Raw genomic sequence first — 24,036 nt, forward strand, 5'->3', positions numbered from 1 at the left:
GGCTTATACCGTCTTGCTGACGGTGATTCCCAGGCGGGTCAGGGCCAGTTTCAGGGCATCGGCCAGATTGGCCTTGGTGACCACGCCTTGCAGGTCCAGGCCCAGGTGCACGATGGTCTGGGCGATCTGCGGACGCACGCCGCTGATAATGCAGTCAGCACCCATCAGGCGAATGGCGGTCACGGTCTTGAGCAGGTGTTGAGCCACCAGGGTGTCGACGGTCGGCACGCCGGTGATGTCGATAATGGCGATTTCCGAGCCGGTATCGACGATCCGTTGCAGCAGCGATTCCATCACGACCTGGGTGCGTTGCGAGTCCAGGGTCCCGATCATCGGCAGCGCAAGAACGCCGTCCCACAGTTTGACCACCGGCGTGGAGAGTTCCAGCAGTTCTTCTTGCTGGCGCTTGATCACCGCTTCGCGAGATTTCTGGAAGGTGCGGATGGTGTGCATGCCCAGCGCATCGAGCAGTTCAGACACTTCCCAGAGCTGCTCGCCGAGCACCGCTGGACTGTCTTTGTAATGGTTTTGCAGCAGGCCAAACAGTGGGCCTTTGAGCGAAAAGATGAAGCTGGCGGTCTGGTGCGAGTCCTGGCCGAGCAAGGCGCGGCTGTGAGAGAGCTTTTCAAGGAACTGGCGCGCTTCATCCCAGCCTGGCGCAGAGACATTTGGCCCGTTGCCGTTTTCCAGCCCACTGACCACCAGGTGCAGGAACTCTGCGGTTTGCTGCTTGAGTTCCTGGTCTTTGAGATTGCGAGTAGCACCATTGGCTTCCAGGCCCTTGATCCATTCGTTGAGCAGTTGCGCCTGGTTATTTTTCATCGCATCGAGTGTGCTGATTTGCAGTGCTGCCATGTCCATGTGCTCCTGAATGAGTCTTTCCCGGTTCCATTGAAAACGACCGGCGTGAAGTCAGTGACCTTTGCCGAATGAAATAGTTGTGCGTTTCGCGCAGGTTATTTTCATTACGACCGTAAGTAGCCCGGTAACTCTAGTCGGCGCTGCCTTAAGCGGCGATTTTTTGGCTGAGAATCGGGGGAGGCCAGGACCATTCAAGCAGCTAAAAAGAAGACCGCATCAGCGGTCTTCCAGGTGAGTCATTTATCAGGGTGGGCGGCCTGGAGCTTTTTCGCCATGGCCAGGTGCTTCTCAAGGGCGGGCAGCATTTGCTGGGCAAAGCCTTTTAACGCGGTGGCGCCTTTCTCCTTGTCGTCCGTCACGGTATTGGCTTCTTTTTTGAACAGCTCAATGGTGTCTTCGTGGGCTTTGACCTGATTGTTCGCATAGGCCGCATCGAAGGATTCATCGCGCATGTCGAGAATTTGCTCCTTGGCTTGTTTGACCAGGGTCGTGGTGTCCGGCACCTCGATGTCATGCTTTTTCGCCAGGGCGGCCAGTTCGTCGTTGGCTTTCGAATGATCGGTGATCATCATATTGGCAAACGCCTTGACGTCCGCCGACTTGCTTTTTTCCAGCGCTAAACGGCTGGTTTCGATCTCTGCAATGCCGCCTGCGGCCGCACTGTCGACGAAATCATTGTTAGTGGCGGCAAATGCCGTGCCCATGCTGGCGCTCAAGGCAACGGCTAGGGCGAGGTGGCGCAGGGTGAATCCGTCCATTGGTTTTTCTCCACACAGGTTTTTGAAAGTGATCCAGTGATCGTTAATCTGTGGAGGCCGGGTTTTGGGCAAAGGTTTTATCGCATTTGCGACAGGACGACGAACGGACACCGCTGGTCTGACAGGTGGTCGACAGAACCCTCAAACCAAGGCCATTCTGATACTTGGTGAACGCAATTCGATCGCGTTTGCTACCGATCATCAAACGGAGGTGTTCCATGCCGGTGCCCCATGACCTGTTTCAGGACTTGAAGGTTTCAAAGGAAGAGATCCAGCAAAAACGCACCAAGGATCCGTTACTGGATTCACTGATCAACAAATATTCCCAGGCGGATGCTGACGTGGTGAAGGCCGAGACCGCGTCATCCGATGCGCCCAGTGATGATGTGTTGAAGAAGCTCAAGGAGAAGCGATTGCAGGTCAAGGACAAGATCGTCCAACAATTGCAGGCATCGTCCTGACGCGCCGTCTCGAGCCACCGACGACCGGTGTCGCACAATTTGGAACGGCGTAATCACCGGCACCTCGAATGTGAAGAGGCGTCATTAACGACTCCCTGAGAGGTGCCTTATGTCCGATCCCGGATTTCCGAGTGAACAGGAGGGCGGGTATGACCCGATGCCGACTGGTCCTGAGCCCGACCCGTACGACATCGAACCCGAACCGGATCCTGAAGATGACGACCCTGAGCGCGTGAATGAAGAAACAGCTGACAACGCTGATCGCGAATAACCCACACATCCCCCTTTAGGAGTGAGCCTGCTCGAGTGAGCGTCGTGTCATTCGACATTCATATCGACTGACACGACGCTATCGCGAGCAGGCTCGCTCCCACATGGGTTCGTGTTATTTCTGGAGGGCGGTGGCGAGCGGCAACCGCGCCATGTTCATTGCCTTCAGCGAACCGAAATACAGCCAGTCCCCATACTCCCGCACCGTGGTAATCGGCGAATAATTGCCGCTGCTGGCGTCCTGCAGATTGGCAATCACCTTGCCATCCAGATCCAGCCCCAAGGAAAAGGCGCGTTTTTCCACCGGTTTAGGCAGCACGGTCATCGCCCGGGCAATCATCTTGCGCACGAAAGGGTGCGATGCCGTGCGGTCGAGCAACGCATTGCGCGGTGCATAGAGCGCCACCCAGTAGCGGTCGTGGCCATTGAATGAAAGGTTGTCCGGCAGCCCCGGCAAGTTGTCGATAAACAGGTCATGCGTGCCGGCTTTCGGCCCGGTCAACCAATAGCGGCTGATGCGGTAAGCGCCGGTTTCGTTGACCAATACAAAACTGTCGTCCGGCCCCAGGGTAACGCCGTTGGCGAACTCCAGCTTGTCCAGCAACACGCTGGTTTTTCCGGTCTGGAAGTCATAACGCAATAAACGGCCATCGCCGCCATGTTCAATGATCGCCTCGCCATCCTTGCCGTAGCCCCAACGGCTGGAGGCGTCGCTGAAATAGGCGAAATGCCCCTCTGTGTCGATGGCCACGTCATCGGTAAAACCAAACGGCACGCCACCTGCCGTGGTGGTCAACGGGATCAATTGGCCTTGGGCATCCAGCGACAGCAGCCCTTTAACCCCGTCCGCGATCACCAGCAATCCATTGGGGTGACGCGCCAGGCCCAAGGGTCTGCCGCCGGTATCGGCCAGCACCTTGGTTTGTTTGCCGTCGATGCTCGAGCGAATCAACCTGCCGTCATGCAGGCCGGTGATCAGCGTGTCACCCTCCAGCAACAACGCTTCGGGTCCTTCAATATTCGCCGGGCCGACACGCTCCACGCCTTTGAGGCGCTGATTGTCGGCGTAGACACCGCTGGTGAGGGACGGCGCCGGTGGCGGATTCCAGGTGACCGGTTCCACTTTGGTCGGGAACAGCAACAGGAACGCGCAAAGAGCGATCAAGAGCAGGGCCAGTAGATGTCGGAACTTGATGATTCTTTTCACACGTTGGCTCCGGCAGGTGTCAGTTGTTTTTGCGCCATCTCCCGCAAGGCCCGCATCGATTCGGCGGATTCACGCTCGATACGCCGTTTGAGCAGCAGCTGATTGGCAATGCGCATGCCAAAACCTTCGAACTGATAGTCCAGGGTGCGAATAAATTGCGTGCCGTTGCCTTCGGTCGCACATTCGTAAGTCACCACCAGCGACAACCCGTGATCGCCCCGTGCCTGGGCACTCCAACGACGCCCCGGCAGGTATTCGTTGACCTCCCAACTCAAGTGTCCGTCGCGGCCGCCGGCCCTGATGTCTTCCTCAAATCGTGAACCGGCGTGCAATGGGCCGCCCTGACCGTCAACCTTGAGTGAGGAGGGATGCCACTCCGGCCAACGGGTGACGGTGCTGGCGTAGGCGAGCACGTCAATCGGGTTTCCTGCGATAGCGATCTGGTGCTGCATGCGGGTCATGGGCGTTCTCGTCAGGGCCAGAGGGGCAGGGTCCGGTTCCCGGTAAAGGGTGCCGAACAGGTAATCCATCAGCGGAAGCACGATGTTGAAATTGCGTTCCTGCATCAGCTCGTTGCGGTGATGCAGCTCATGCAGACGGCGCATCTGGCGAATCCACGGCAAACGCGTGACCGGGTTGCCGGGCGGCAGGTGCTCGCAGGCATGAAACACTTCATAAGTCAGGTAGCCGAGGACCAGACAACCGCTCACCAAGCCGGCGACGTTGCCATCAAAACGTTTAAGCAGCCACCAAAGGGGCAGGGCAATAACGGCGGTGTACACCACGATCAGCCAGGCTGGAAACAGAATCACCCGCCAGTCCCGCGCACTGTCGTAAGTCATGTGGCCGGGTGCGAAAAAGCTGTGATGGTCGCCGGCATGGCGGGCATAGAACATCCGTGCGAAGCGCTTTTTGTGATGCCCCAGATGTCGATGCACCACGTACACGCCGAAGTTGAAGAACAACAGCGTGATTGGCACGGCCAGCCATTCCAGCGGCTTGACCTGATGCACGGTGCTCCAGAATCCGCCGATGGTCAGCACCCCGAACACCAGCACAAAAGCGCCGTGCAACCATGGGTTGTAGAGGGGATGAATATCGGCGCGATAGCGGCTACGGAATGCCTGGGTGGTTTGCCTCACTGCGCTCACCTCTGGTTATTGTTATAGCCAGCAGATTAGCTGATCTCCCCGCAAAGACCTGCGGCAACTAGAGGACACAAGCGCCATGATCCGGTGTGTTCAGCTCAACGGGTTCCAGCGTTGCGACCAGTCTTCATCAGACTGGATCACCTCTCGCAATAAATCGAATGCCCGTTGCAGAGTGACCGAGTCGCGATCGCGCGAGTACACCAGGTAGGTCGGATAGCTGAATTCCGGGGCCTTGGGCACGGGTTCCAGTACACCGCTTTGCACATAACTCTGGACCACGCGCGTGCGGAAGTAACCACTACCGCCGTTTTCCAGGATGTACTGCAATCCGAGTGGGCCGAGGTTGAAACTCAACGCGGCTTTGGCTTTTTCCGGCAGGGCTGCATCGTGCTGGCGACGGAAACCCGCGCCCCAGTCGATGTACACGTAAGGATCGGGTTTGCCGACCAATCGCACCAGCACCAGTTTTTCTTCCAGCACCTGCTCGACTTGCAGGCGTGGCCAGTATTCCGGCTGATAAACCAGCGCCGCATCGAGCACACCCAGCTCCAGTTGTCGCAAGAGGTGTTCGCCGTCGCGGATGTCCATGCGCAGGGCGTGGCTGGGAATTTTCTCGCGTAGTTCGCCGGCCCAGCGGAGCATCAACGGATTGCACAGGCTGACCTCGCCACCGATGTGCAGCACATCGCGGTAACCCTCGGGCAACGGCAAATCCCGACGCGCCGCTTCCCAGGTCTCGACCAGTTGATTGGCGTACACCACGAAGGCTTCGCCATTGGGCGTCAGACGCGCGCCGGCGCGGTTGCGCACGAACAGCGTGCTGCCGAGATGGCTTTCAAGTTTCTGCACGCGAGCGGTGATCGCGGTTTGGGTGACATGAAGCTTGTCGGCCGCTGCTGCCAGGCTGCCGTGGCGGACGATTTCCAGAAAGGTGCGGGCGAGGTCGATGTCCATGGGAAAGCCGGTGCGGGAAGTGACGGCATTGTAAACGGATACGCGATGGTCAGCTTAGGTAGCCGCTACCGAAGGCTGAGACTGGCTGCGCAGCTGTGCCCACTGCGCCACCAATCGCACCGGTGTCTCATACGGTTTGCGCTTGAAGACAAAGTTACGGCACTTCTCGGCGAACTGTTTGCGATTGCGCACCATGTCCCGTTCCATCTCCGCCAACTCGGCGTCTCTGCATTGCTGCATGAGACGGGTATCGGGTCGATGCTTGCGCTCTCGCACAGCGGCGTACGCCGGGTCGGTCAACGCGTCGCTCGCCCGTTGCAATAACCACACGCCAAACGCTTGCGGGGAATGTGGACCGATTTCCTGGACCATGCCCCATTGCATTGCCTGGATGGCGCTGATCGGCAGGCACTCCTCGGTGAGTTTTTCCGCCATCTGCCGGCCGACGGCGCGGGGCAGGCTGTAGGTCCAGTATTCAGAGCCGTACAACCCCATGGTTTTGTAATGCGAGTTGAGTACGATGTCCGCGCGGGCGAAGACTATGTCAGCAGCCAGCGCCAGCATCACGCCGCCGGCTCCGGCACTACCGGTCAGGCCGCTGATTACCAATTGCCGGGCGCTGAGTAACTCCTGACAGACGTCGTCGATCGCTTGGATATTGGCCCAGGCCTCCTGCTCCGGAACCGTGGCGGCCTGGATCACGTTGAGGTCCACGCCGTTGGAGAAACTGCCGCGCCCCCCCTTAATCAACAGCACTTGGGTGTCGCGGGACTTGGCCCATTGCAGCGAGGCCATCAGGCGCCGGCATTGTTCAGTGCTCATGGAGCCGTTATAAAACTCGAAAGTCAGCTCGCCGACATGCCCGCATTCTCGATAGCGGATCGGTTGATAGGTTTGAGTGTTGTATGGGGTTGAGCTGATTGATCCGTCGAGTCTGGGCACATCACGCAACTTTTCGGCGAGGACATGCCGGGCGGGGCGTTTGAAGGTTTCTTCGCCGAGTCGGGGTTTGCTTCGCAACGAGCCGATCCACACACTGCTATCCCCGGTGGCGACCAGCACTGCTTCGTCGAGCACCGCCAGAATCTCCCCAGGTGTGCCGCTACGTGAATCCAGATGGGCGTCGTACACGTAGTACTGACCACTTGCCAGGCTTGCCAAAACACCGGGCTGTCCGTCGGCGGCGTCGATGCAGCGTTTGATGAAACGCGAGCAGTCGTGCCAACCGAAGGTCCGATCATCCTGCTTCATGTTCGGCTGCAAGCGGCCCAATACAGCGGGATTTTTATAATCCACCGATACGGGCACGAAACCGTTGGTGAATTTGTCCACGACATCGCGAATGCAATGGATCGCCGCATCGCTGACCGGGCCGTTGTACAACTCGGATTTGCGCAGGCCCTGGGGCAGGTTGAATTCGCAGGTAGACCAGACCGGCCCGGCGTCCATTTCTTCCACCGCTTGCAGCGCGGTGACGCCCCAGCGGTCTAGCTTACCGATAATGGCCCAGTCCAGTGCGCTGGCGCCACGGTCACCAACAATGCCCGGATGAATAATCACAACGGGTCGTTCCGCGTTGTTCCACACGTGCTGCGGCACCCGGTCCTTGAGAAACGGGCAGATCACCAGATCGGCGCCAGACTGCTCAATCTGCTCGCAGACTGATTTTTCATCGGTGAACAGCACGACACTGGGGCAATGCCCCCACTGGCGTAACTCCAGCCAAGCCCGTTGGCTCAGGCCATTGAACGCCGAACACAACAAAATAATGTTGAGAGGTCGCATGTTTGACTCTTCCTTGAGAATGTTCAGCCATCGGCCTCGAATCAGCCGTCCATGGCGTTCGATGCAGCGCGCCATTCCCGCTGCTTGTTTGTTACCTGGAAGAGTAAAACTAGAGTGCTTGCACTGGCGCCTGTAAGAACTGACAGTTCTTTAGAACTGTTTGCGATGTCAGGGTGGCAAACAACTGTGGGAGCGAGCCTGCTCGCGATGGTGTGTCAGTCAACATCAATGTTGAATCTCAGACCGCTATCGCGAGCAGGGCCCACAGAGGATTGCCGATGTAGGCGAGGTCATTGATCAAAACGCAAAACACGAACAGCCAAACGCTCCCCAAAATCCCTGGAAGTCACTGACTGGCGCTGGCGATAGTCGCGCCCGCTCATGGCTGTGCGCATGTACCGCGCAGGCACCAACACACTGGTGCACCTGCGCTGTCATCGGCGTCAGATGTTTCCAGTGTCCCGGCACCTTGGCGACCGGTGACCACTCAGGCACCACAGGAATGGGCGCAGGCCCAAGTTTTTCGAACTCACTGGTGGCATGCACAATTTTGCCGTCGACAATGGTCAGCACCGACTCGATCCATTTGATCGCCTCATCTTCGATGTGGAAATAGTCTGCCGACAGCGCGATCAAATCCGCCAATTGCCCGACTTTGATTTGACCCTTCTTGCCTTGTTCCGAAGAGAACCAGGCGCTGCCATGGGTGAACAGTTCGAGCGCCGTATCGCGGCTCAGGCCTTGCGGGTACAGCTCCAATCCGCCGACGGTGCGGCCGCTGACCAGCCAATACATCGAGGTCCAGGGGTTGTAGCTGGAAACGCGCGTGGCGTCGGTGCCGGCGCCGACCGGAATTCCTTCGGCCAACATGCGCGCAATCGGAGGCGTATGTTCCGCCGCCTTGGCGCCATAACGGTCGACGAAGTATTCACCCTGGAACGCCATGCGGTCCTGAATCGCAATGCCACCGCCCAAGGCTTTTACCCGTTCGATGTTCTGCGGCGTAATGGTTTCGGCATGGTCGAAAAACCATGGCAGACCATTAAACGGAATGTCGCGATTAACCTTCTCGAACACGTCGAGCATGCGGCTGATGGATTCGTTGTACGTCGCGTGCAAACGGAACGGCCAGCGCTGTTCCACCAGATGCCGGACCACCGGTTCCAGCTCCTGCTCCATGGTTTGTGGCAAGTCCGGGCGCGGTTCGAGGAAGTCTTCGAAATCCGCCGCCGAGAACACCAGCATTTCCCCGGCGCCGTTGTGCCGCAGGAAATCGTCACCCTGGCCGTAGTGAGAAGTGCTGGTCCAGTTTTTGAAGTCGGTCAGCTCCTCCTTGGGTTTCTGGGTGAACAGGTTGTAGGCGATGCGCACCGTGAGTTGTTGGTCTTTGGCCAGTTGCTGGATGACGTGATAGTCGTCGGGATAGTTCTGATAACCGCCGCCGGCATCGATGGCACTGGTGATGCCAAGGCGATTGAGTTCGCGCATGAACTGGCGGGTCGAATTGACCTGATACTCCAGCGGTAATTTGGGCCCCTTGGCGAGGGTCGAGTAGAGAATCATCGCGTTCGGCCGGGCGATCAGCATGCCGGTGGGATCGCCATTGGCATCGCGCTGGATTTCGCCACCGGGCGGGTTCGGCGTGTCGCGGGTGTAGCCGACCACTCTCAGTGCCGCGCGGTTGAGCAGGGCGCGGTCGTAGAGGTGCAGGACGAACACCGGGGTGTCCGGCGCCGCTTTGTTCAGTTCATCAAGGGTTGGCAGACGTTTTTCGGCAAACTGGAACTCGTTCCAGCCACCGACCACCCGCACCCATTGCGGCGTGGGGGTGCGATCGGCCTGGTCCTTGAGCATGCGCAAGGCATCGACCAGTGACGGCACGCCTTCCCAGCGCAGCTCGAGGTTGTAATTGAGGCCGCCCCGGATCAAATGCAGGTGCGAGTCATTGAGGCCGGGAATCACCGTGCGACCGTGCAGATCGACGATTTGCGTGCCGGGGCCTTGCAGGGCCATGGCCTGGGCATCGCTGCCGACCACGACAAATCGTCCGTCCTTGATTGCGACAGCGCTGGCCTGGGGCTTTTTTCGATCAACGGTGTGCAGGCGTCCGTTGTACAGAATGAGGTCGGCCGGAGTATCGGGCATGGTTTTACTCCCTGCGAATAGCGGGCTGATCCAGGCACCGACAGCACCTGCCGAAAGGCCTTGCAGTACACGTCGGCGGTTGAAACCGTCAGGGGCATCAGGTGGGCTCATGGCCGTGCTCCACGCAAAATAAGTCGGGGGCAAACAGCCGATCCCTGATGGATGCGGCCAGAAGGAATATAGACGGTGAATCCGCAGCGGGGCGTTTTCCAGGGATCGAAAACGACGAATCCCGCCACAAGGGGCGGGATTCGTTGATAGCCAGACAGGTTCCCGAAGGTCGGAAACCGCCGTCTTAGCTTGGGAACAGCTCGGACAGTTTCATCGCCAGCATCATGTCGCCTTCAGCGCGCAGTTTGCCGCCCATGAACGCTTGCATGCCGTCGGTCGAACCGTCAACGATGCCTTGCAGGGTTTCGCCGTCCATCACCAGAGTGACCTGTGCGTCCGGGTTTTCGCCTTCTTGCAGCTCGCAGGTGCTGTCTTTGACGATCAGCGAGAAGTTCTTGGTGTCGTCGATGCGGAAACCGAAAACCAGGTCCAGACCGGCAGCAGCGGCTGGGTTGAACTTGGCTTTCATTGCTTGTACGGCATCAGCTACGGAGGTCATGGTTTGATCCTTTTTCTGGTAATTAGAGCAGGGTAATTAGAGCTGGGTGATTACAGCAAGGGTCACAATATTCCGGACTCAGCGAAACGTGATGAGATCCGGGGTCTTCAACAGTTGCAGGTGGGCGTGACTGTTGAAGGAAGCCAGTGCCACCTCGCGACCACGGAACTTCAGGTGGTTGAGTGAGGTGTTGACGATTTGCCAGTTCAGCTCAAAGGCCTGCCTGGCAGGTATTTGTGTAATGAGATGAAGCAGGGCGGTGATGGTGCCGCCGGAGGTAAACACGGCGATTTTCTGGTGACTGTCGGCACATTCCAGGATTCGTTGCAGGCCGCCTTGCACGCGTTCGACAAAACCCAGCCAGCTTTCCAGGCCAGGTGTGTCATAGGTGCCGGACAGCCAGCGTTCGATGATCAGGGCAAAGATGCGCTGGAATTCGGCGCGGTTTTGCGCGGCATTGCGCAGGATGTCCAGGGCCTCGGGTTCATCGTCCAGCATGGCCGGCAACAGCGCGCGGATCACCGCGTCGGCGTCGAACTCATTGAAGGCACTATCGATTTCCAGGGGCGGTGCCGGCAAGCCTGCGGCGGCATACTGCTCCAATGCGCTATTGGCGGTATGTTGCTGGCGGCGCAGGTCACCCGAGAGGCAGCGATCGAAGCCGATACCCAGCCCGGCCAGATGCTGGCCAAGGATTTCTGCCTGGCGAATACCGGTCGGCGACAGGACGTCATAGTCGTCTGCACCAAAGGAGGCCTGGCCATGTCGAATCAAGTAGATGCTGCCCACGTCCGCGTCGTCCCGGTACGTTGAAGGTTTGGCGAGGTTATGAGGATGGCAGTGAGCTGTCAATGAAAAAACATACGCTTGTTTGAAATGCCCGCTACAGGGCTGTTGCCAGAGGTTTCACGGCTGGTCGCCGGGCTGGCGCATGGGTATGCTGAACACATCCCGCGCGTGTTTAAGCCGCGCATCGTAATGAAGGAGTCACTGTGGAGTTTTTGTCCGAATACGCCAGTTTTCTGGCCAAGACCGTGACACTGGTGATCGCCATTCTGGTGGTCCTGGCCAGTTTTGCGGCGTTGCGCAGCAAAGGTCGACGCAAGTCGGCCGGTCAATTGCAGGTCAGCAAACTTAATGATTTCTACAAAGGGCTGCGTGAACGCCTGGAGCAGACCTTGCTCGACAAGGACCAGCTGAAGGCCTTGCGCAAGTCCCAGGCTAAATCCGAGAAAAAGCAAAAGAAAACCCCCGAGGCCAAACAACGCGTGTTTGTGCTGGACTTCGATGGCGACATCAAAGCCTCAGCCACCGAGAACCTGCGCCACGAAATTACTGCGCTGCTGACGCTTGCCACGCCCAAGGATGAAGTAGTACTGCGTCTGGAAAGCGGTGGCGGCATGGTTCACAGCTACGGCCTGGCGTCCTCGCAATTGGCGCGCATCCGCAATGCTGGCGTGCCGTTGACCATCTGCATCGACAAGGTCGCGGCCAGCGGCGGCTACATGATGGCGTGCATCGGCGAGAAGATCATCAGCGCGCCGTTCGCGATCCTCGGCTCGATTGGCGTGGTGGCGCAACTGCCCAACGTCAATCGCTTGCTGAAAAAACACGACATCGATTTCGAAGTGCTGACGGCCGGCGAATACAAACGCACCCTGACCGTGTTTGGCGAAAACACCGAAAAGGGGCGTGAGAAGTTCCAGGAAGACCTGGACATTACCCATCAACTGTTCAAGAACTTCGTCGCGCGTTATCGCCCGCAACTGGCCATCGATGATGTAGCCACGGGTGAAGTCTGGCTCGGTGTCGCAGCCCTCGATAAGCAACTGGTCGACGAACTCAAGACCAGCGATGAATACCTCGCCGAACGGGCAAAAAATGCCGAGCTCTTTCACCTGCACTACGCGGAACGAAAAAGCCTGCAAGAGCGTATTGGCATGGCGGCCAGCGGTTCGGTCGATCGTGTATTGCTGACTTGGTGGAGCCGATTGACCCAGCAACGCTTCTGGTAATCGCCAGCGCGACATCGTGTTGAAGAAGAAACCGGGACTTATGTCCCGGTTTTTTTTCGCCCGGATTCGCCCACATTCCCTTATGAAAAGGCGAAACTTCCTAAGTCTGCTGTCGACCCGATCCTGCATTCGAGTGAATGGCAACTGGTTAGGGTGATGTTCCAAATGCTCGCAATGGAATGCACATGACCGACCTCAATCCTGACAATGTCGCCCGCCCGCTACGAATGCGCGAAGAACTCAACGCCGCCGTGAACATCGCAATGCCGCAAACCCCTCGTCAATTTGGGGTCCGCTTGATTAGGGAGAAGTGGGGGGCGGATATCGATCCACAGACGGCCCTGCTGGTCACACTTGATTACGAATACAAGGGTCATCCTGCACCGGAGGGTATTCACCAAGGGCAAGTAGCGAGCTCGCAATCGCTGCTGCAAGCGCTGCTTTCCAATTATCAGACCGTGGGAGACGGACGCTTCGCGGAAAATGCGTTTGGCCTGTACACCCCGCCGGACCTTGGTCCTTCTGTTCGAATCGTGCCGCGGGTCGACGAGTTCGCTGACCACGGCAGCGGCAATCACCAGACATACGAAGGCATTTATCGCCAAACGGCCCCGCAGACCTATGGGCCGTCGACACAGATCACCTTAAAACCCGCTGATTTCAAGAAATGGGTCTGGGAGCTGGATTTGCAGGATTCGTACAAGGCATATCTCAATCAGGCCTGGCCGTCTGACGAGATGCTCGTTGCACCGCAACCCTGTGGGTTGAGAACGTCGGCCAAAGCGGCATTTGTCATGGCCGCCTGGTTGCAGCAACAGGAACAACGCCTGAGTGAGGAGGGCCTGAAGCTCGCAATGCAGGCAGCAGGTTTGCCGCTGGATCAGGCATGGGAAACGCTGACCACCGAATCGCTGCAAGCACTTACCCGCATTCCACCCACGGTCACGGCGAGCCGATTAAAGCTGTATCGCTACACTGCGACCGATATCTGGACCTTTCGTGTCGCCACCAACCCTCGGGTACTGATGTACATCCCTGGCAATTCCTCACCGCTGCACGACTTCGCCGACGTTACGCAATTGCACCAATGGGTGGTGAAACAGAGCAATGCCAGTGCCACGAAGCAAGCCGTGGCTTCTCACTTTATCGAAGATGATCGACAAGACGGCACCTTCCACGCAGGTGTGCTGACGGCGTTGGACGGCATGGCGATTTACCCCCAAAAGCACTGGCTGACGAACAATGCCGGCTTCTTCAACAATGATGGTTATTGGGATCCCGCCGAGTACGTCGGGTTCGACGATCAAGCCCCTGCGACCGATCCGTTTGCACAGTTGGTATTGACCATGAAGCAGGCGGCTTGGGGGAGCGCCAAAACCATTCGAAACGACGCGCAAGTCAACCGTGACAATTTGAGCGCAGTAATTGAGCCACTCGTGCAATGGATAAACCAGTTTGGGCCGCTGGCACTGTTTGTACCGGGGGGAGAAGGCGTATTGGCGCTAGCAGGGCTCATCGACGCCGGTTACGGGCTGGATCAGGCCGTGAACGGTGAAACGCCGGGCCAGCGCAAAGAGGGCGTAACGCGCACGGTGTTTGGCTTGCTCAATGCGCTGCCGCTGGCAGGCGCAGGGGCGGATGTTAGCGTTGGAAGGGCTGAGGCCAAAGCACTTGGGCCAAGTGAACACGTCGCCCTTGTAAAGCCGGCCGAGGACAGTGTGGCAGCGCCTTCCAGGCTATCGCGGCTGGAGCTGATCCGCGGCATTGGCCCCTCGGTCGCGTCATTCAGCGATGAAGTCCTGGCGCAGATCGGCAAGGTCAGCGCAGTAGACGACGACATGCTGCGCTTGATGAACACCGGCCGGCCACCGACTCCGTTGCTGACTGACACGATCAGCCGCTTCCAGCTCGATCAGGAACTGGGGCCGGTCGGTCAAACCGGATTATTCAATAGCCGTTACGCCGCGCTGCAGCAATCGGAGCATAAATGGGTCCAGCTGTTTCAACGTCAATACCCGGGGCTTCCCAAAAGCGCCATAGAGCAAATGCTCGACCGCTATGGCGTAGACATTCGCGCGACGCCCGACGTTGTCGAGGTCAGGCAAGTGTTCAAACGCCTGGACAGCAAGGCCCGTCAGTACCAGCAGCATGTGCGCCTGAATCGTGCTTACGAAGGCCTTTACCTTGGATCGGTCGCCAATGCCGAGACGGACACGCTGGCATTGCACTCCCTCCAGAATGTACCCGGATGGCCCAAAAATCTTCGGATAAACATTCTTGACCATTCGCCTTCCGGGCGAGTTCTGGACAGCTGCGGTCCACTCGATGCTGCTAACACTCGGAGCCTCATCAGGGCAAAAGATCGCTATGACCCCCCAGCCTTGCCATCGGACTTCTACGAGGCTGTCCTCGCTATCCTGTCAAAGGACGAACGCTTGGCGTTACACCTGATGACTGATGATCCTGCCAATGAGCTGCGACTCAAGGTCGGCGCAGTGGCGATACCTCGTTCGCAAACCCTGCTGGGCCTGCAAAGGATGGACAGCGGGCTAACGTTTGAGCCTCAGGGGCTGCGCGGCGGAGGTTACCCCCCGACACCTCAAGGCGTAGCCATGACCCACGAGATGATGAGGTTGCAGCTCAAGGATATTTATCCTGACTTCACCGCTGCGCAGGCCGATGAAGTCCTGCAACGGGTGGGCAACAATGTGCAAGCTTATATCGATGGGTTAAAGCAGCAACTTCAGCAACTCAACATCGATTTGAGCCGTTGGATTGACCGCGTTCCCCATGATGTCGCTGATATGGACCTTCCGTTTCTGGTTGCTGGCGATGCGGCGGCGGAGGATTTGACGTCCGCACAAATCACGGCGTACAACGACCAGCTGCTGGCGGATGAGCTACAAGATGAACGAGCCCTGAGGACGGAGCTCGCCGAGGAACTGGTCTCCATATGGCAAAAGCGTGGCGGTTCCCCGTCTACCACGCTGGATATGAATTACGAAAACTATCACCGAATGCCAACGTTGAATGTGCGGTTCGACGACGTGACCGAGTTGTTGATGAAAGGCTTCCATCTGACCGAGCAGGACAGCTTGAACGGGTTTATCGAGCGTTTTCCAAACCTTGAAATACTGGATCTGGACAGCGTGGACTTGCGTCACTACATCGTGGCCGGCGATGCTGGTCGCTCTTTGCCGCCCGCAATCGAGCAATTGACGCACCTTCGCTCGCTGCACCTGCGTGGAACACGGCTGGTTTTCAGTGAAAGTGCCGCGTCACAGCTGCGTGACCTGACCCAACTGCAATTGCTGGACTTGAGTGACAACCCGCTGGGTGTACCCCCTCTGGTGTTGGGTATGAACGATCTACGCCAGCTTAACCTGAGAAATACACACATCAGCCGGTGCCCGATCGGTATCAAGGACGAGCCCTATCTGACGTCCCTGGATTTACGGGATAACCAGATTACCCGGGTTCCACCCGCGGTGATAAATCAGGCCGTTGCAGACGATCGCGTGTTGCTGTGGGGGAATCCGCTGACGGACGAAGACACGCTACGTCGGCTGATCAGTCATCGAGAGGCAACGGGAATCAATTTATGGCTTGGAATGCCCGGCGCCGACTATGGAACGTCGACAGTATGGCTGCGAGACTGCGAGGCAGCGTTGCAGCAGTCCCGGCATGCGCTTTGGCAACGACTGGCAGGCAAGCCTTCTGGCACACGGTTTTTAGCGGTCATGGACAGGCTGAGCCTGACGGCCGATTTTCAAGTCAGCTATCTATCGCTACAAACACGAGTCTGGCGATTGTTGGACGAGGCCGATGCTTCGGAGCAAATGTGGAATCGATTAAGTCGCAGCAGCGGGCGTTTTGATCATCCGATGGCGGCTTTCAGGGCACTTGAGGAACGTGCCAATCTTTAATTCAAAGCAGGAGGGGAGCCTTGAACCCCGTGAGGGGTTCAAGGCTTGACCATCAGCGGCGACGGAACAGCGGCAGCGGTTCGTCGGTGGCGGCTTGATAAGTCACTGAGAAGTCCTTCAGACCTTCCAGGGCTTCATACGGGTCTTTGTCGGCGCGTATTGCGAACGCATCGAAACCGCAGCGATGCAGGTAGAACAGCTGGTCGCGCAGCACATCGCCGATCGCCCGCAGTTCACCTTTGAAACCGTAACGGTCACGCAGCAGGCGGGCGTTGGAGTAGTTGCGGCCGTCGGTGAACGCCGGGAAGTTCAAGGCGATTACCTGGAACAGATCCACGTCGTCACCTATCTCTTCAGCTTCTTCGCCGGCGTCCAGCCAAACGCCCAAGCCGCCATCGCGGGCCTTGAGCATACGGCTGTGTTCGCGCCACAGCTGCAACGGGACGATCAGGTCATCGCAGTTGCTGATCTCATCGATGTTGAAGTCCTTGGGCAGCAAGTGCCAGGTCTCGTCGACGACCTCGTTGTTTTTAATGATTCGCTGCATAGACGCGCTCCTTGAAGAGGTCGATACCGATACGCTGATAGGTGTCGATGAAGCGTTCGTCTTCGGTACGTTGTTCGATGTACACGTCGATCAGCTTTTCGATCACGTCAGGCATGGCTTCCTGGGCAAAGGACGGGCCAAGGATTTTACCCAGGCTGGCGTCACGACTGGCGCTGCCACCGAGGGACACCTGGTAGAACTCTTCGCCTTTCTTGTCCACCCCGAGGATGCCGATGTGGCCGACGTGGTGGTGACCACAGGCGTTCATGCAGCCGGAGATGTTCAGGTCCAGTTCACCGATGTCGAACAGATAGTCCAGGTCATCGAAACGACGCTGGATCGATTCGGCAATCGGGATCGATTTCGCGTTGGCCAGCGAGCAGAAGTCTCCGCCAGGGCAGCAGATGATGTCGGTCAGCAAGCCAATGTTCGGCGTGGCGAAACCTTGTTCGCGCAACTCGCCCCACATCGCGAACAGTCGGGACTGTTCCACGTCGGCCAGAATGATGTTCTGTTCGTGGGACGTGCGCAGTTGACCGTAGCTGTAACGGTCGGCCAGCTCGGCCACGGCGTCGAGCTGCTTGTCGGTGATGTCGCCCGGTGCCACACCGGTCGGCTTCAGGGACAGGGTCACGGCCACATAGCCCGGCTTCTTGTGCGCCAGGGTATTGCGCGTGCGCCAGCGGGCGAAGCCAGGGTGCTGCTGGTCGAGCTCGGCCAGTTCGGCGCTCTGGTTGTCCAGGACCTTGTAGTCCGGGTCAACGAAGTGTTTGGCGACGCGATGCACTTCGGCTTCGGTCAGCGTGGTCTGGCCACCGCGAAGGTGTTCCATTTCCGCGTCGACCTTTTGCGCGAAGACTTCAGGCGTCAGCGCCTTGACCAGAATCTTGATGCGCGCCTTGTACTTGTTGTCACGACGACCATAGCGGTTGTAGACCCGCAGGATGGCATCGAGGTAGCTCAACAGGTCTTGCCACGGCAGGAACTCATTGATGAACGCACCCACCACCGGCGTACGGCCCAGGCCACCACCGACCAGCACACGGAAGCCCAGTTCGCCTGCGGCGTTGTGCACCGGCTCAAGGCCAATGTCATGGACTTCGATGGCAGCACGGTCAGACGTCGAGCCGTTGACTGCGATCTTGAATTTACGCGGCAGGTAGGCGAATTCCGGGTGGAACGTAGTCCACTGACGGACGATCTCGCACCATGGGCGCGGATCGATCAATTCATCGGCGGCGACACCGGCGAACTGGTCGGTGGTGACGTTGCGCAGGCAGTTGCCGCTGGTCTGGATCGCGTGCATCTGCACGGTCGCCAGTTCAGCGAGAATGTCCGGTATGTCTTCCACGGCCGGCCAGTTGAACTGCACGTTCTGCCGGGTGCTGATATGGGCGTAGCCCTTGTCATAGTCGCGGGCAATCTTGGCCATCATTCGCACTTGGCGCGAAGTCAGTTGGCCGTAAGGCACCGCCACTCGCAACATCGGCGCGAATCGCTGGATGTAGAGCCCGTTTTGCAGGCGCAGGGGGCGGAATTCTTCTTCGCTCAGCTCCCCTGCCAGATAGCGTCGGGTCTGATCACGGAACTGCTTGACGCGGTCCTCGATGATCCGCTGATCGTATTCGTCGTATACGTACATATAGGTCCTGTTCTCAGGCTTGGGTCGCTCGGATACAGCTGCGTTTTTGTGCTTGCCGCAGTCCAAGAACCTCTGCAATTCTGCGCGCACGGCCGCGCTCTCCCTACGGAGCCGGGGCAAGATACCAGTTTGCGGTTATGCGCAAAAGTGATGTTTGAGTATATGTAAAGAACCAAAGCGACTAACAGCAAGCGTTATGACTAAACCCCTATTTGTGGTGCGGGCAATCGTCGTCTTTACTGTGGTCGAGTCTTTATGCAATCACCGATAAAACCGACAAGAGGCGATGCAATGAGCAACCCTACCAAAGCGACAAAGACTGACAGTACGGTCGATGCTTGGGCGATCTTGTTTCTGATCATCCTGGTCGTGGGCACGGCAGTATTCTGGGTCAGTCATCAATAACCGACCCCGTCCGGGTCCCGTTCTGACGATTGTCGGACAAAAACAGCAATAAACACCGTTTTACGAAATTTCACTGGCTATACTGCGCGGCGCAATTTCGGGGGCTCGGACGTTAATGTTGAAGCTTTTCTACACCTGTCTACTGATGCTTGGCGTGGTCTTCGGATCGGCTGCGCGTGCGGAATCGGTGTTGTTTCTGAGTCCGGGGAAGACGCAAGAAGCATTCTGGACCAGCTACGCGCAATTCATGCAGGCCGCTGCCCGGGACCTCGGCATCGACTTGCAGATTCTCTATTCTCAACGCATGCCCGAACTCACCGTGGCGCAAGCACGCCAGGCTTTGCAAGGTCCTGACCGTCCGGATTATCTGGTGTTTGTCAACGAACAGTACGTTGCACCGCAAATCCTGCGACTGGCGCAAGGCAGCGGCGTGAAGCTGTTTATGGTCAACTCGTCATTGACGGCCAACCAATTGAGCCTGCTGGGCGAACGTCCCGATCGCCTCGGCAGTCTGGTGCCCAACGACGAGGAAGGTGGCTACCTGATGCTCAAGGAGCTGATTCGTTTGCATCCGCCTGCTGCACCCGGTCAGGTGATTGAGCTGCTGGCCTTTTCCGGTCTGAAGATCACTTCCTCGGCGCAACTGCGCGAACAAGGCATGATGCGCGCGCTGGCCGAGCATCCGGAAGTTCGTTTGCGACAAATGGTTTACAGCGGCTGGACCCGTGAACGCGCCTATGAACAGGCGAAACTGCTGTTTCGGCGCTATCCGAACGTCTCGCTGATATGGTCAGCCAACGACGAAATGGCCTTTGGCGCGATGCAGGCGTTTTCGGAAGAAAAGGGCGGTATGCCCGGCAAGGACGCCTTGTTTGGCGCGGTCAATGCCTCACCCGCTGCGTTACAGGCGAAAGTCGATGGCACGCTGAGCGTGTTGTTGGGCGGGCACTTCACGTTGGGCGGCTGGGCGCTGGTTCAGTTGCATGACGTGGATCAGGGCGTGGACCTCAGCCAGTACGGCGGCCGTGATCGGCAGGTCCCGTTGCTGCAACCGATCGACAAGGCGCAAGCCAGACAGCTGCTGGCGTTGGGGGCTAAGCCGGACTATGGCGTGAACTTCCGTCGTCTATCGGCCAAGGGGCGGCCAACGTCTTACCGTTACCCGTTCAGCCTGCATACGTTGATGCCCTAAACCCCGGCCAGATACACCACCAACTGCACGATGCCGTACAAGGTCAACGCGAACACCGCCGTGAACAGAATCCCCAGAATCACGAAATGACTCGGTTTGCCGTGAGTGAAATCCCGAGCCCGGTTCTTTCCGCTCTGCACCCCGAATGCGGCGGCCATGACGCTGTGCAGCATCTGCCAGAAGGTGGGCGGCTTGTTGTCGACTGGATCGTCCATAAATCCCTCGTCACCTGTGTTTGAGCCATAAGCATAGACCTACGGCTCCCACAGGGGGTCTTTGTTGGCCACGGAGTTGTGGCCAACCGGGCTGGTTAGTTGTCGTAACCGAGGTTTGGTGCCAGCCAGCGCTCAGTCACACTCAACTCCTGACCTTTGCGCGACGTGTAGCTCTGCACCTGATCCTTGTCGATCTTGCCCACGGCGAAGTACTGCGCCTGCGGGTGAGCGAAATACCAACCGCTGACCGCCGCCGCCGGAAACATCGCGTAGTGCTCGGTGAGGAACACGCCGCTACGACCCGCCTTCAGCTCTTCAGCCTCCGGATCCAGCAGTTTGAACAGCGTGGACTTCTCGGTGTGATCCGGGCAGGCCGGGTAGCCCGGAGCAGGGCGGATGCCGGTGTATTGCTCTTTGATCAGCGCTTCATTGTCGAGCGTCTCGTCCTTGGCGTAGCCCCAGTAGTCTTTACGGACCTGTTGGTGCAGCCATTCGGCGCAAGCCTCGGCCAAGCGGTCGGCCAAGGCCTTGACCATGATCGAATTGTAATCGTCGCCAGCATCTTGATACGCCTTTGCCACTTCTTCAGCGCCAATGCCTGCGGTGGTGATGAAACCGCCGACGTAGTCGGTGACTTCGCTGTCCTTCGGCGCAACGAAGTCGGCCAGGGAGAAGTTCGGCTTGCCATCGGTCTTGATGATTTGCTGGCGCAGGTGATGCAGCTTGGCAATCGCCTTGCCGTCATCGCCGTAGACTTCAATGTCATCGTCACGCACCTGGTTGGCCGGCCAGAAGCCGAACACCGCACGGGCACTGATGAGTTTTTCGTCGATCAGCTTGGCGAGCATTTCCTGGGCATCGGCGTACAGTGCCGTCGCCGCTTCACCGACCACTTCGTCTTCGAGAATGCGCGGGAACTTGCCGGCCAGGTCCCAGGAGATAAAGAACGGCGTCCAGTCGATGTATTCGGCCAGAACCTTGAGGTCGATGTTGTCCAGCACTTTGGCGCCGGTAAACGTCGGTTTGACCGGCTCGTAAGTGCCCCAGTCGAACTGCGGCTTCTTGGCGATGGCCGCCGGGTAGCTCAGGCGTTCGGTGCGGGCGCTGCGGTTGGCGGTGCGTTCGCGAACGTCGATGTATTCCAGACGGGTTTTCTCGACGAACGCCGGTTTCAATTCCTTGGACAGCAACTGCGTCGCCACGCCCACGGCGCGGGAGGCGTCGGTGACGTAGATCACAGCGTCGTTGCTGTACTTCGGCTCGATCTTCACCGCCGTGTGGGCCTTGGAGGTGGTCGCGCCACCGATCATCAGCGGCAGGTAGAAATCCTGACGCTGCATTTCGCGGGCGACATGGACCATTTCATCCAGCGAAGGCGTGATCAGACCGGACAGGCCGATGATGTCGCATTTTTGCTCTTTCGCCACTTGCAGGATTTTTTCTGCCGGGACCATTACGCCGAGGTCGACGATGTCATAGCCGTTGCAACCCAGGACCACGCCGACGATGTTCTTGCCGATGTCGTGCACATCGCCCTTGACGGTCGCCATGAGGATCTTGCCCTTGGCTTCGGGCTTGTCGCCTTTTTCCAGTTCGATGAACGGGATCAAGTGGGCCACGGCCTGTTTCATCACGCGGGCGGATTTCACCACCTGAGGCAGGAACATTTTGCCGGCGCCGAACAGGTCGCCGACGATGTTCATGCCGGACATCAGCGGGCCTTCGATCACTTCAATCGGACGAGCGAAGGACTGACGGGATTCTTCCGTGTCTTCAACGATGTGCGTGGTAATGCCCTTGACCAGCGCATGCTCCAGACGCTTGTTGACCGGCCAGCCGCGCCATTCTTCGGTCTCGGCTTCCTTGACGCTGCCGTCGCCTTTGTACTTGTCGGCGATGGCGAGGAGGGCGTCGGTGCCTTCCGGGGTGCGGTTGAGGATCACGTCTTCGACGGCATCGCGCAGCTCTTGCGGGATCTGGTCGTAGATCTCCAGCTGACCGGCGTTGACAATGCCCATGGTCAGGCCGTTGCGGATCGCATACAGCAGGAACACTGAGTGAATCGCCTCGCGCACCGGGTTGTTGCCACGGAACGAGAAGGACACGTTGGACACGCCGCCCGAGGTCAGCGCATACGGCAGCTCGTCGCGGATGTAGGCGCAGGCGTTGATAAAGTCCACGGCATAGTTGTTGTGTTCTTCAATACCGGTGGCCACGGCGAAGATGTTCGGGTCGAAAATGATGTCTTCTGGCGGGAAGCCGACTTCGTTGACCAGAATGTCGTAGGAACGTTTGCAGATCTCTTTCTTGCGTGCTTCGGTATCGGCCTGGCCGGCTTCGTCGAACGCCATCACGACAACAGCCGCGCCGTAGCGCTTGCACAGTTTGGCGTGGTGAATGAACTGCTCGACGCCTTCTTTCATGCTGATCGAGTTGACGATGCCCTTGCCCTGGATGCACTTGAGGCCGGCCTCGATCACTTCCCACTTCGAGGAGTCGATCATGATCGGCACGCGGGAGATGTCCGGCTCGCCGGCAATCAGATTGAGGAAGGTCACCATGGCCTTCTTCGAATCGAGCATCCCTTCGTCCATGTTGATGTCGATCACCTGGGCGCCGGCTTCGACCTGCTGCAGGGCGACTTCCAGGGCTTCGGTGTAATTGTCTTCACGGATCAGGCGGGCAAACTTGGCGGAACCGGTGATGTTGGTCCGTTCGCCGACGTTGACGAACAACGAGTTGCGATCGATGGTGAAGGGTTCCAGGCCAGAGAGGCGGCAGGCCTTGGGGATTTCCGGGATTTCACGCGGCGCGTAACCGGCCACGGCTTTGGCGATGGCTTCGATGTGGCCCGGCGTGGTGCCGCAGCAACCACCGACAATGTTCAGGAAGCCGCTTTGGGCGAACTCTTCAATGACCTTGGCGGTGTCCACCGGCAGCTCGTCGTACTCGCCGAATTCGTTCGGCAGACCGGCGTTCGGGTGCGCGGAAACATGGGTGCCGGCCTTGTTCGACAGTTCTTCCAGGTACGGGCGCAATTCGCGGGCGCCGAGGGCGCAGTTCAGACCGACCGAGATTGGCTTGGCGTGGGCCACGGAGTTCCAGAAGGCTTCGGTGGTCTGGCCGGAAAGGGTGCGGCCGGAGGCGTCGGTGATGGTGCCGGAAATCATGATCGGCAGCTCGATACCCAACTCTTCGAACACGCCTTGCACGGCGAAGATCGCCGCTTTGGCGTTCAGGGTGTCGAAGATGGTTTCGATCAGGATCAGGTCGGCGCCGCCTTCGATCAGGCCTTTGGTGGCCTCGGTGTAGTTCTCCACCAGTTCATCAAAGGTCACGTTGCGGTAGCCAGGGTTATTCACGTCTGGCGACAGCGAGCAGGTGCGGCTGGTCGGGCCCAGTACGCCAGCGACGAAGCGCGGCTTGTCCGGGTTCTCGAGGGTTTTCGCATCGGCGACCTGGCGCGCCAGGCGAGCGCCTTCAACGTTCAATTCGTAGGCCAGTTCTTCCATGCCGTAATCGGCCATGGAAATCCGGGTGGCGTTGAAGGTGTTGGTTTCCAGAATGTCGGCGCCGGCATCCAGATAAGCTTTCTCGATGCCACCAATCACATCCGGGCGAGTCAGCACTAACAGGTCGTTGTTGCCTTTGACATCGCTTGGCCAGTCAGCAAAGCGTTTGCCACGGTAATCCTGTTCTTCGAGCTTGTAGCTCTGGATCATCGTGCCCATGCCGCCATCGAGAATCAGGATGCGCTCTTTGAGGGCGTGCTTGAGAGCTTGAAGGCGAACACTGCGATCGGACATTTGGACTACTCGGAAAGGCCATGACGAAGGGGCGGGATCATAGCAAACCTGTGCGCTTTTAGAGCATGCCCCGGTTTTGCATGAAT

18 protein-coding genes are annotated in these 24,036 nt (G+C 58.3%); 5 read left to right on the top strand and 13 right to left on the bottom strand.

The window, feature by feature from the left end; genetic code table 11:
- Window positions 1–3 precede the first annotated feature (3 nt).
- Together PMI22_RS12435 and PMI22_RS12430 are read right to left on the bottom strand one after the other, a co-directional pair.
- On the bottom strand, window positions 4–855 hold the full coding sequence (locus PMI22_RS12435; protein WP_007946482.1) for an STAS domain-containing protein: 852 nt from the start codon (window positions 853–855) through the stop codon (window positions 4–6).
- Between the two features lie 242 nt (window positions 856–1,097).
- A complete protein-coding gene (locus PMI22_RS12430; protein ID WP_007946483.1) occupies window positions 1,098–1,619 on the bottom strand; it encodes a DUF4142 domain-containing protein in 522 nt (173 codons plus the stop codon).
- Between the two features lie 218 nt (window positions 1,620–1,837).
- Here PMI22_RS12430 and PMI22_RS12425 point away from each other — a divergent pair, with 218 nt between their 5' ends.
- Together PMI22_RS12425 and PMI22_RS31630 are read left to right on the top strand one after the other, a co-directional pair.
- Window positions 1,838–2,080, top strand: a complete 243-nt coding sequence (locus PMI22_RS12425) for a DUF465 domain-containing protein (protein WP_007946484.1) — start codon at window positions 1,838–1,840, stop codon at window positions 2,078–2,080.
- A 109-nt stretch (window positions 2,081–2,189) separates the two neighbouring features.
- Complete coding sequence (locus tag PMI22_RS31630) at window positions 2,190–2,351, top strand: hypothetical protein (RefSeq protein WP_007946485.1); 162 nt, start codon at window positions 2,190–2,192, stop codon at window positions 2,349–2,351.
- Window positions 2,352–2,465: 114 nt separating this feature from the next.
- Here the strand turns inward: PMI22_RS31630 and PMI22_RS12420 are convergent, their stop codons facing one another.
- From PMI22_RS12420 to PMI22_RS12390, 7 genes are all read right to left on the bottom strand, one after another.
- Complete coding sequence (locus PMI22_RS12420; RefSeq protein WP_007946486.1) at window positions 2,466–3,557, bottom strand: SMP-30/gluconolactonase/LRE family protein; 1,092 nt, start codon at window positions 3,555–3,557, stop codon at window positions 2,466–2,468.
- Window positions 3,554–4,699 (bottom strand): sterol desaturase/SRPBCC family protein, encoded by a 1,146-nt coding sequence (locus PMI22_RS12415; protein ID WP_007946487.1) that lies wholly within the window; start codon window positions 4,697–4,699, stop codon window positions 3,554–3,556. Before PMI22_RS12415 ends, PMI22_RS12420 begins: the two co-directional genes overlap by 4 nt.
- Window positions 4,700–4,798: 99 nt before the next feature.
- Window positions 4,799–5,662 (bottom strand): LysR family transcriptional regulator, encoded by an 864-nt coding sequence (locus PMI22_RS12410; RefSeq protein ID WP_007946489.1) that lies wholly within the window; start codon window positions 5,660–5,662, stop codon window positions 4,799–4,801.
- A gap of 54 nt (window positions 5,663–5,716) precedes the next feature.
- Window positions 5,717–7,447 carry a hydrogenase maturation protein gene (locus PMI22_RS12405; protein ID WP_007946490.1) on the bottom strand — a complete coding sequence of 577 codons (1,731 nt, stop codon included), beginning with the start codon at window positions 7,445–7,447 and terminating at the stop codon, window positions 5,717–5,719.
- Between the two features lie 297 nt (window positions 7,448–7,744).
- Window positions 7,745–9,592, bottom strand: a complete 1,848-nt coding sequence (locus PMI22_RS12400) for an amidohydrolase (protein WP_033049324.1) — start codon at window positions 9,590–9,592, stop codon at window positions 7,745–7,747.
- Window positions 9,593–9,887: 295 nt separating this feature from the next.
- Window positions 9,888–10,202 (bottom strand): SCP2 sterol-binding domain-containing protein, encoded by a 315-nt coding sequence (locus PMI22_RS12395; RefSeq protein ID WP_007946492.1) that lies wholly within the window; start codon window positions 10,200–10,202, stop codon window positions 9,888–9,890.
- Window positions 10,203–10,280: 78 nt separating this feature from the next.
- Window positions 10,281–10,991, bottom strand: coding sequence for a histidine phosphatase family protein (locus tag PMI22_RS12390; protein ID WP_007946493.1), 711 nt, complete (start codon window positions 10,989–10,991; stop codon window positions 10,281–10,283).
- A gap of 203 nt (window positions 10,992–11,194) precedes the next feature.
- On the opposite strand from PMI22_RS12390, the gene sohB reads away from it, so the two are divergent.
- Window positions 11,195–12,217, top strand: coding sequence for a protease SohB (gene sohB / locus PMI22_RS12385; protein WP_007946494.1), 1,023 nt, complete (start codon window positions 11,195–11,197; stop codon window positions 12,215–12,217).
- Window positions 12,218–12,402: 185 nt separating this feature from the next.
- Complete coding sequence (locus PMI22_RS12380; protein WP_007946495.1) at window positions 12,403–16,143, top strand: dermonecrotic toxin domain-containing protein; 3,741 nt, start codon at window positions 12,403–12,405, stop codon at window positions 16,141–16,143.
- Window positions 16,144–16,195: 52 nt separating this feature from the next.
- On the opposite strand, the gene PMI22_RS12375 is transcribed toward PMI22_RS12380, so the two are convergent.
- Together PMI22_RS12375 and PMI22_RS12370 are read right to left on the bottom strand one after the other, a co-directional pair.
- Window positions 16,196–16,690: a DUF934 domain-containing protein gene (locus tag PMI22_RS12375; RefSeq protein WP_007946496.1), complete on the bottom strand. Its 495-nt coding sequence runs from the start codon at window positions 16,688–16,690 to the stop codon at window positions 16,196–16,198.
- Window positions 16,674–18,332, bottom strand: coding sequence for a nitrite/sulfite reductase (locus tag PMI22_RS12370; protein WP_033049319.1), 1,659 nt, complete (start codon window positions 18,330–18,332; stop codon window positions 16,674–16,676). Before PMI22_RS12370 ends, PMI22_RS12375 begins: the two co-directional genes overlap by 17 nt.
- 520 nt (window positions 18,333–18,852) lie before the next feature.
- Here PMI22_RS12370 and PMI22_RS12365 point away from each other — a divergent pair.
- Window positions 18,853–19,929: an ABC transporter substrate-binding protein gene (locus tag PMI22_RS12365; RefSeq protein ID WP_007946499.1), complete on the top strand. Its 1,077-nt coding sequence runs from the start codon at window positions 18,853–18,855 to the stop codon at window positions 19,927–19,929.
- Here the strand turns inward: PMI22_RS12365 and PMI22_RS12360 are convergent.
- Window positions 19,926–20,144, bottom strand: a complete 219-nt coding sequence (locus tag PMI22_RS12360; protein ID WP_007946501.1) for a DUF2970 domain-containing protein — start codon at window positions 20,142–20,144, stop codon at window positions 19,926–19,928. The two genes, PMI22_RS12365 and PMI22_RS12360, sit on opposite strands and share 4 nt — an antisense overlap.
- Window positions 20,145–20,239: 95 nt before the next feature.
- Complete coding sequence (metH, locus tag PMI22_RS12355; RefSeq protein ID WP_007946502.1) at window positions 20,240–23,950, bottom strand: methionine synthase; 3,711 nt, start codon at window positions 23,948–23,950, stop codon at window positions 20,240–20,242.
- Window positions 23,951–24,036: the final 86 nt, after the last annotated feature.

Origin of the sequence: Pseudomonas sp. GM21 (assembly GCF_000282215.1) — a bacterium.
In the GTDB taxonomy this organism is placed as follows: Bacteria; Pseudomonadota; Gammaproteobacteria; order Pseudomonadales; family Pseudomonadaceae; genus Aquipseudomonas.

Coding starts and splice junctions, on each gene's coding strand:
- PMI22_RS12435 (WP_007946482.1), bottom strand. CDS start 855: ATGGCAGCACTGCAAATCAGCACACTCGATGCGATGAAAAATAACCAG.
- PMI22_RS12430 (WP_007946483.1), bottom strand. CDS start 1,619: ATGGACGGATTCACCCTGCGCCACCTCGCCCTAGCCGTTGCCTTGAGC.
- PMI22_RS12425 (WP_007946484.1), top strand. CDS start 1,838: ATGCCGGTGCCCCATGACCTGTTTCAGGACTTGAAGGTTTCAAAGGAA.
- PMI22_RS31630 (WP_007946485.1), top strand. CDS start 2,190: ATGTCCGATCCCGGATTTCCGAGTGAACAGGAGGGCGGGTATGACCCG.
- PMI22_RS12410 (WP_007946489.1), bottom strand. CDS start 5,662: ATGGACATCGACCTCGCCCGCACCTTTCTGGAAATCGTCCGCCACGGC.
- PMI22_RS12405 (WP_007946490.1), bottom strand. CDS start 7,447: ATGCGACCTCTCAACATTATTTTGTTGTGTTCGGCGTTCAATGGCCTG.
- PMI22_RS12400 (WP_033049324.1), bottom strand. CDS start 9,592: ATGCCCGATACTCCGGCCGACCTCATTCTGTACAACGGACGCCTGCAC.
- PMI22_RS12395 (WP_007946492.1), bottom strand. CDS start 10,202: ATGACCTCCGTAGCTGATGCCGTACAAGCAATGAAAGCCAAGTTCAAC.
- PMI22_RS12380 (WP_007946495.1), top strand. CDS start 12,403: ATGACCGACCTCAATCCTGACAATGTCGCCCGCCCGCTACGAATGCGC.
- PMI22_RS12375 (WP_007946496.1), bottom strand. CDS start 16,690: ATGCAGCGAATCATTAAAAACAACGAGGTCGTCGACGAGACCTGGCAC.
- PMI22_RS12370 (WP_033049319.1), bottom strand. CDS start 18,332: ATGTACGTATACGACGAATACGATCAGCGGATCATCGAGGACCGCGTC.
- PMI22_RS12365 (WP_007946499.1), top strand. CDS start 18,853: ATGTTGAAGCTTTTCTACACCTGTCTACTGATGCTTGGCGTGGTCTTC.
- PMI22_RS12360 (WP_007946501.1), bottom strand. CDS start 20,144: ATGGACGATCCAGTCGACAACAAGCCGCCCACCTTCTGGCAGATGCTG.
- metH (WP_007946502.1), bottom strand. CDS start 23,950: ATGTCCGATCGCAGTGTTCGCCTTCAAGCTCTCAAGCACGCCCTCAAA.